The 5658-nt window shown below is 73.2% G+C and carries 4 protein-coding genes and 1 pseudogene; 2 read left to right on the forward strand and 3 right to left on the reverse strand.

Features of this window, described 5'->3' with window-relative positions; genetic code table 11:
• Positions 1-162: 162 nt before the first annotated feature.
• Positions 163-855 (reverse strand): phosphatase PAP2 family protein, encoded by a 693-nt coding sequence (locus tag E4099_RS28235; protein ID WP_135341962.1) that lies wholly within the window; start codon positions 853-855, stop codon positions 163-165.
• Positions 856-1026: 171 nt separating this feature from the next.
• Between E4099_RS28235 and E4099_RS28240 the strand changes: the two genes are divergently transcribed.
• Entirely contained in the window at positions 1027-1836 is an 810-nt protein-coding gene (locus E4099_RS28240; RefSeq protein WP_135341963.1) for a hypothetical protein, read from the forward strand.
• A 304-nt stretch (positions 1837-2140) separates the two neighbouring features.
• Here E4099_RS28240 and disA read toward each other — a convergent pair whose 3' ends face one another.
• Positions 2141-3199: a DNA integrity scanning diadenylate cyclase DisA gene (disA, locus tag E4099_RS28245; protein WP_167828507.1), complete on the reverse strand. Its 1059-nt coding sequence runs from the start codon at positions 3197-3199 to the stop codon at positions 2141-2143.
• Positions 3200-3359: 160 nt separating this feature from the next.
• Complete coding sequence (gene radA / locus E4099_RS28250) at positions 3360-4775, reverse strand: DNA repair protein RadA (protein ID WP_135341965.1); 1416 nt, start codon at positions 4773-4775, stop codon at positions 3360-3362.
• Between the two features lie 346 nt (positions 4776-5121).
• On the opposite strand from radA, the pseudogene E4099_RS28255 reads away from it, so the two are divergent.
• A pseudogene (locus E4099_RS28255) lies at positions 5122-5658 on the forward strand (hypothetical protein); the annotation flags it as partial.

Genomic DNA, 5658 nt, shown 5'->3' on the forward strand with positions numbered 1-5658 from the left:
TTTCGGGGGTGCGTGGGTGGCGCGGGCCGGTGGTTTCGGGGGTGCGTGGGTGGCGCGGGCCGGTGGCGGCGGGTTCCGGACCCGCCGGCGGGCCGTGGTGAGGCGGGTGGCCGGCCGGGGATCCGGCTGGTCCCGCCGTCACCGCGCGGCCTGGGCGAGCGGTCAGTACGAGGTCGGGTACGCGGGTGCGGGCGCCGGTGCCGGGGCGGGCCGCGGGCCGGGGCCGAGGATCAGGGCCGCCGGTCCCCCGTTGCGGCGCCGGCGCGCGGCGTGCCGGGACGGAGCATGACCGGGGGCTGCCGGCCGCAGCCGGTCCACCCGGGCGGCCAGCGGGCCGGTGAGCAGCCGCGCGCAGAGCACGGCGGTCAGGGTGCCCAGCGTGAAGCCGGCCGCCACGTCGTGCGGGTAGTGCACCCCGACGAAGACCCGGGAGAAGGCGAGCAGCACGGCCACCGGCAGCACCAGCAGGGCGATCCGCCGCCAGGCGAACACGATGCCGACGGCGATCGCGGCGGCCAGCGTCGAGTGGTTGCTGGGGAACGACCAGTCACCGGGTGGGGGGCACTCGGCTATCGAGGGTGCCGCATGGGCCACCGCCCGACAGGGGCGGTCCTCCTCGATCAGGGACTTCAACACCTCGCTGATGCCGTACGCCAGCACCGTCGCCAGCGGCACCAGCAGGGCCGCCGCCATCGTCCGCGCCGTGTCCTGGCGGGCCCGCCACCAGGTTGCCGCAGCCACCAGGAGCAGCAGCACTATCCCCCCGTCGGTACCGAATTCGGCCAGGCTGCGGAGCCATTCGGGGGAGTCGTGCGCGGCGTCGGTGACGTGGCGGTAGAGATCACTACTCGTCATACCGTCGACAGTATGGCCCATTACGAGCTCACCACATCGGGCTAAGGGCGGCGACCACACCTGACGAAAGTCATACTCCGTTGGCGGTTCCAGTCGGATGATGCGAAAAGTCGGGGTGTTCAGCGGCGGGTACTGGCTGGTCGAGTGTCAGATCTCTCGTAGAGTTTCCGCGTGGGATCTCTGCGCAATCCGATCGGGCCGCTTCCCTCCTCCATCTACTGGCGCCGGAGGGCAGTTGCCGTGCTGCTGGTCGCCCTCCTGGTGGCGCTGGTGGTCTGGGCCCTCAGCATGGGCGGCTCGGGCGGCGGCAAGAAGGACGAGGGCAAGGGCACGGGGAGCGGCGGAGCCGCGAACACCATCACCCCCGGGCCGTCCTCCACCACGCCCGTGCACAGCGGACGTCCGGGCGGCCGGGACGAGGCCGATCCCCAGGACAGCGGCGGTGGCACCGCCGGCGGTGGTGCTGACGGAGATTCAGACGGCGACGGCGGCCCCGGTGGGGGCGGTGCCGGCCAGGGCATCGGCACCGGCGACCGGCCGGTCGTCTCGGCCACCTCGCCGCTGCCGGACTGCAAGGCCGGCGCGGTGGAACTGACGGTGCGCAGCGTCAAGGACGGCAAGGTCAAGAACGACTACGAGCCCGGGGAGAAGCCGACCTTCGAACTGGTCGTCAAGAACTCCTCGGTGACCGCCTGCAAGGTGGACTTCGGGCATGAGTCGGCCTCGCTGACCATCACCAACGGCGACAACAAGCATGTGTGGGCCACCACCGACTGCCCCAAGGGCAGCGCCGTGGCCTATGTCGAGGTGCCGGGCAAGGGCGAGACCGTCCGCAGCCTGAAGTGGGACCGCAAGCGGAGCGCCGAGAACTGCGAGGACCCCGCCGGCAGCGCCACCGCCGGGCCGGACACCTACCTGGTCGAGGCGAAGGTGGGCCGTCTCGCGGCGGCTCAGGTCTCCTTCGTGCTGAAGAAGGACTGACGGCCGAACCCGTCCGCGTCGCGGGGGCCGTACCGTCGGCGAGGCACCGGATCCGCGACCGCGTCGGCCGCACCACCGCCGATCCGGCGGATCCGGGCGACCGTGTCGGCCGTACCGCGGCCGGGACGGCCCCGCGAGCGAGTCGGCACCGCGAGCCCGTGTCGGCACCGGGACTGAGACGGCACTGCGGTCGAGCCGGCACCGCGACCGCGTCGGCCGTACCGCCGCCCGCGCGGAGGTGCCGTGAGGTCGTCAGGCGGACCGGCGGTGCCGCCCCCAACGTACGGGGCCCCGCCGGACGGGGTCAGACGTACCGCTCCAGGATGGAGGACTCCGCGAGGCGGGACAGGCCCTCGCGGACCGAGCGGGCGCGGGCCTCGCCGACGCCGTCCACCGTCTGGAGGTCGTCCACGCTCGCCGCGAGCAGCTTCTGCAGTCCGCCGAAGTGCTCCACCAGCCGCTCGATGATCGCGCCCGGCAGCCGCGGCACCTTGGCCAGCAGCCGGAAGCCGCGCGGGGACACCGCGGAGTCCAGGGTCTCGGGGGAGCCGCTGTAGCCCAGGGCACGCGCCACGATGGGGGGTTCCAGCAGCTCGGCGTGGCTGAGCCGGTCCAGCTCGGCCAGGGCCTCGGGCACCGTGCGGGCGCGCTTGGCGGTGGGCTCCGGCACGTAGTCGCGGATCACCAGCTCACGCTCCGGCTCCACGCCCGCGATCAGCTCGTCGAGTTGGAGGGAGAGCAGCCGTCCGTCGGTGCCGAGCTCGAGTACGTACTCGGCGATCTCGGTGGCGATCCGCCGCACCATCTCCAGGCGCTGGGCGACCGCGGTGACATCGCGGACGGTGACCAAGTCCTCGATCTCCAGCGCGGAAAGGGTGCCCGCCACCTCGTCCAGCCGGAGCTTGTACCGCTCCAGGGTGGCCAGCGCCTGGTTGGCGCGGGACAGGATGGCCGCCGACTCCTCCAGCACCCGGCGCTCGCCGTCGACGTAGAGCGCGATCAGCCGCATCGACTGGCTGACCGAGACCACCGGAAACCCGGTCTGGATGGAGACCCGCTGCGCGGTGCGGTGCCGGGTGCCGGTCTCCTCGGTCGGAATGGAGGCGTCCGGGACCAGCTGCACACCGGCCCGTACGATCTTGGTGATGTCCTTGTCCAGGATCATCGCGCCGTCCAGCTTGCACAGTTCGCGCAGTCGGGTCGCGCTGAACTCGACATCGAGGACGAAACCACCGGTGCACAGCGACTCGACGGTCCTGTCCATGCCCAGGACGATCAGACCGCCGGTGTTGCCCCGCAGCACCCGCTCCAGACCGTCACGCAGCGCCGTACCGGGTGCGACCGCGCTCAGCGAGGCGCGCATCAGACCATCGGCCTTGCCGGGAACCACTGCCCGGTCGCCTGCTGCCACTGCACTCCTCCGTCGCCAGGTCCTTCGGTGCCGCGGACCGCTCAAGCCGTTCTGTGCCGAGCGTATGCCGCCAGACGGGATGCCGTCGTGACGGGCGAGACCAGGGCAAAGTCTACCGGCGCTCGACCTCCTCCCGTGGGGCCTCCCGGCGTACGCGCCGGGGCAGAACACGGAGCGCGTCCCCTATGTCCGCCACTTCCTGTACGCGCATACCGGGCGGCACCTTGCCCGGATCGGTGGGCACCAGAGCGTGGGTGAAGCCGAGCCGGGCCGCCTCGGCGAGGCGCCGCTGCACCCCGGTCACCCGGCGCACCTCGCCCGCCAGGCCCACCTCGCCGATCGCCACCAGGTTCTTCGGCAGCGGGGTGTCGCTGGCGGCGCTCGCCAGTGCCAGCGCCACCGCCAGGTCGGCCGCCGGCTCGGACAGCTTCACCCCGCCCACCGTGGCGCTGTAGATGTCGCGCTTGCCCAGCGCGCTGATCCGGCCGCGCTGCTCCAGCACCGCCAGCATCATCGACACCCGGGAGGTCTCCAGGCCGGAGGTGGTACGGCGCGGGGAGGGGATCTGCGAGTCCACGGTCAGCGCCTGCACCTCGGCGACCAGCGGGCGGCGGCCCTCCAGGGTGACCGTCAGACAGGTGCCCGGCACCGGCTCCGCACGGCGGGTGAGGAACAGCCCGGACGGGTCGGCGAGCCCGGTGATGCCCTCGTCGTGCAGCTCGAAGCAGCCCACCTCGTCGGTGGCCCCGTAACGGTTCTTGACACCGCGCACCAGGCGCAGCCGGGCGTGCCGGTCGCCCTCGAAGTGCAGCACCACGTCCACCAGGTGCTCCAGCAGCCGCGGGCCCGCGATGGCACCGTCCTTGGTGACGTGGCCGACCAGCAGGGTGGACATGCCGCGCTCCTTGGAGGCCCGGATCAGCGCCCCGGCCACCTCCCGCACCTGCGCCATGCCGCCGGGTGCGCCGTCGATCTCCGGCGAGGCGACGGTCTGCACCGAGTCCAGGATCAGCAGCGAGGGCTTGACCGAGTCCAGATGGCCCAGCACGGCCGACAGATCGGTCTCCGCCGCCAGGTAGAGGTGCTCGGACAGCGCCCCGATCCGGTCCGCGCGCAGCCGGACCTGGCTCGCCGACTCCTCGCCCGTGATGTAGAGGGTGCGGTGCTCCTCGCTCGCCGCCTTGGCCGCCACGTCCAGCAGCAGCGTGGACTTGCCCACCCCGGGCTCGCCGGCCAGCAGCACCACGGCGCCCGGGACCAGCCCGCCGCCCAGCACCCGGTCCAGCTCGTCCACCCCGGTGCCGCGGGCGGTGGCCTGCCGGCCGTCCACCTGGCCGATGGGCAGGGCCGCGGAGGTGACCCGGCCGGGGGCGGTGGTGCGAACGGCGGGCGCGCCGAACTCCTCGACCGTGCCCCAGGCGTGGCACTCGGGGCATCGGCCGAGCCACTTGGCGGTGGTCCAGCCGCACTCGGTGCAGCGGTAGGAGGGCCGGTCCTTGGCGGACGAGCGGGAGGTACGGGCAGCCATGCGGTAACGCTAGCGCCGCCCACTGACAGTGGGGCACGGGCCCAGGGGATCCGGTCGCCGCGGGCGGGCCCGTTCCCCGCCGCCCGCGGCCCCCGTCACGCCTCGTCGCCGTCAGACCCTGTCAACCGGAGTAGAGGCCCTCCTACCAGATTCCCCGGAATCACGGGAGGGCGCGTGTCCCCTTTCGAGCGAGAACATCACCTGTAAGGGTTAAAACTGCTCAAGTAGTGCCAGCGGGTCTGCATCATCCCCCTACGGTCACCGGGTGATGAGCACAAGGTCAGAGCACCCCATGCACGCCACCGGCGCACACCAGGCGCACTCTGGCGCCCCGAGCTCTCCTCCCGTGCGACCTCAGCGCCCCCTGGATCACTACGAGCCGTATCTGGACGGCCTCTTCACCTACTGCCTGTCCATGCTCTGCGATCACCAGGCCGCGAGCACCGCGCTCGGTGAGGCGCTGGCGGTGGCCGAGCGGCAGCGGCAGCGGCAGCACGGCCGCGGCCGGGGCGCTCGCGGCCACTGCCCCCAGGCCGACGGCGAGCAGCGCCGCGCCTGGCTCTACGCCCTCGCCCGCTGGGCCTGCCTGCGGGTGCTCGCCGAGCGGCGCGAGCAGGAGTGGGGCGCGGGGGAGTGGAGTGCGAGGGAGTGGAGTGCGGGGGTGCCCAGTGCCGAGGGGATCACGTGCGAGGACGATCCGGAGCGGGCGGCGGACGCGGGCGCGGGGGCGGCGGAGGCCCGGGCCGACCAGGTGCGCGGTGAGGTTGCGGGCGAGGAAGAGGTGGCCACGGGGGGCCCTGCGGACGCGGCGGGCCGTACGGGTCCGGTGGGCACCGGGGCCGGGGAGCGCGGCGAGCGGTCCTCGGGTGCCGAGGGTGGGCGG

The organism is Streptomyces palmae (genome assembly GCF_004684805.1).
GTDB lineage: Bacteria > Actinomycetota > Actinomycetes > Streptomycetales > Streptomycetaceae > Streptomyces > Streptomyces palmae.

Coding starts and splice junctions, on each gene's coding strand:
- E4099_RS28235 (WP_135341962.1), bottom strand. CDS start 855: ATGACGAGTAGTGATCTCTACCGCCACGTCACCGACGCCGCGCACGAC.
- disA (WP_167828507.1), bottom strand. CDS start 3,199: ATGCGCGCCTCGCTGAGCGCGGTCGCACCCGGTACGGCGCTGCGTGAC.
- radA (WP_135341965.1), bottom strand. CDS start 4,775: ATGGCTGCCCGTACCTCCCGCTCGTCCGCCAAGGACCGGCCCTCCTAC.